The 2,071-nt window shown below is 59.7% G+C and carries 1 protein-coding gene and 3 pseudogenes; 2 read left to right on the forward strand and 2 right to left on the reverse strand.

All coding sequences use genetic code 11. The features are described 5' to 3' along the window. A pseudogene (locus BF95_RS25155) lies at positions 1-370 on the reverse strand (IS110 family transposase); the annotation flags it as partial. Between the two features lie 217 nt (positions 371-587). On the opposite strand from BF95_RS25155, the gene BF95_RS30115 reads away from it, so the two are divergent. Continuing rightward, positions 588-908 (forward strand): transposase, encoded by a 321-nt coding sequence (locus tag BF95_RS30115; RefSeq protein WP_235210013.1) that lies wholly within the window; start codon positions 588-590, stop codon positions 906-908. Continuing rightward, positions 851-1,240: pseudogene (locus tag BF95_RS30120) on the forward strand (transposase); the annotation flags it as partial. The gene BF95_RS30115 and the pseudogene BF95_RS30120, both read left to right, overlap by 58 nt. A 111-nt stretch (positions 1,241-1,351) precedes the next feature. Here the strand turns inward: BF95_RS30120 and BF95_RS25170 are convergent. Continuing rightward, positions 1,352-2,071, reverse strand: a pseudogene (locus BF95_RS25170) (IS3 family transposase); the annotation flags it as partial.

Consider the following 2,071-nt stretch of genomic DNA (forward strand, 5'->3'; position numbering starts at 1 on the left):
GCGATGGGCCATCAATATCGCTTGCTGCTCGACCGTTTTTTGTCGGCACGAACCGCACGTGGGCGCTGTACAGCTTCGCATAGGCCTCTGCATCCAGCGCATCACTCTTGCCGCGCTTGACGTAGGCCTTCACGTACGAAAGGCGGAATCAGGCGAACTTCGTGCCCCCATGGCGGCGAGTGTCCGTGCCCAGTAATGCGCCGTTCCGCACGCCTCCACGCCAATCAGACATGGCGGCAGCTTCGAGAAGAAAAGGCAACATCTGCTTCCTGTGCAACTTCTTCACCAGCACCGCAGTGCCGGTCTCATCGATGCCATGTGCTTGAAAGACGCTCTTAGCCAGATCCAGCCCAACCGTTGTGATCGTCATCGTAAACGCTCCTGTTCCTGCTTCGGGTGACCGACCGACAGCATAGCGCCGGTCAGTGCGGGGGCGTCCACATCATCAAGGCTGCTCTTTAAGGAGCAGTCATGGACCGTGGGGACTTGTCGGATGCTGAGTGGGGAACTGATTGGCCCCCTGCTGCCATCCGAGCGGGGGGCGCTGGGCTCGACCATCTGGCGATAATCGGCGTTTTCTCAACGGCATGCTTCATGTGCTGCGGGTCGGCTGCCCCTGGCGCGACATGCACGAGCGCTACGGCAAGTGGAACTCCGTCTATGTGCGGTTCCGACGCTGGGCCGAGCAAGGCGTTTTTTGGGATGCGCTGTTGCAAACGCTGGTTGATTTGGGCCTGACCGATGACTGGCAGCACATGATCGATAGCACCACGGTTCGCGGCCATGTCTCGGCAGTAGGCGGAAAAGGGGGGCTCTTGCGCAGGCTTTTGGTCGATCACGCGGCGGCTTTACGAGCAAAGTCCACGCCCGCTGCGACAATCAAGGACTGCCTATCGGGTTCATCCTGACTGGCGGCGAGGCTTCAGATTACGCTGCCGTGGATGAACTGATGGCCCTGCCGTTGCCCAAACCCAAGGCATTGCTGGCCGACAAGGGTTACGATGGCGACCGGTTCCGCGAAAAACCTGCTCATGCGCGGCATTTTTGCCGATCATCCCACCCCCGGTCGAACCCGCAAAAGTGCCGGTCCATCCCCGACTATCGGCGCTACAAGGATCGCAACCGCATTGAGCGAATGTTCGGCAAGTTGAAGCAACAACGCCGCATCGCCACCCGCTATGACAAACCGTCCTGTCGTTCGAAAGCTTCCTCAACCTCGCTGCTGCACGGATATGGCTGAAGTCTTTTGTCAACACGGCCTAGGCGGCGAGGCCGGCGCCCGATTGATCGACAGGCTCGGCATGCCTGCTAGTGAAGCGCCCCGGGTTTTCAGGAGGCAGTTTTCATTTGGCTATGCAGCCATATCGAGGTTCTCGAGGGCTGCATAGTAATTGTCTTCGGCCTCAGCGGGCGGGATGTGCCCGATAGGGCCGAAGAGCCGGTGATTATTGTACCAATCGACCCAGCGCAGCGTTGCCATTTCCACGGCCGAAACGCTTGGCCATGATCGCTGCCGCCAGATGACCTCGGCCTTGTAAAGGCCGTTGATCGTCTCGGCTAAGGCGTTGTCGTAGGAATCACCGACGCTACCGACCGAGGGGACGAGTTTGGCCTCGGCCAAGCGCTGGGTATAGTTCATGGCAAGATATTGAACTCCCCTGTCGCTATGGTGGATCAGTCCATCATCGGGACCGGGCCTACGGGCATGGATCGCCTGCTCCAGGGCATCCAGAACGAAGTTGGCAGTGGCTGACGTTCTGACCTTCCATCCGACGATCCGCCGGGCAAAAGCGTCAATCACGAAGGCAACATAGACGAAGCCCGTCCAGGTGTGCACGTAGGTAAATCGACGACCCACAGGGCGTTTGGCCGGCTGACGCGAAATGCCCGATTGACCTTGTCCAGCGGACACGGCGTATTCGGGTTGCTGACGGTGGTGACCGTCTTCTTTCCACGCCGGACGCCTGCCAGCCCCATGGCGCGCATTAATCGTTCCACCGTGCATTTCGCCMCCATTTATCGCCTTTCACGCGCATCTGGTGCCAGACCTTGCGTGCGCCATAGAGGCCGA

Origin of the sequence: Sphingobium sp. Ant17 (genome assembly GCF_000588875.1) — a bacterium.
Taxonomy (GTDB): Bacteria; Pseudomonadota; Alphaproteobacteria; order Sphingomonadales; family Sphingomonadaceae; genus Sphingobium.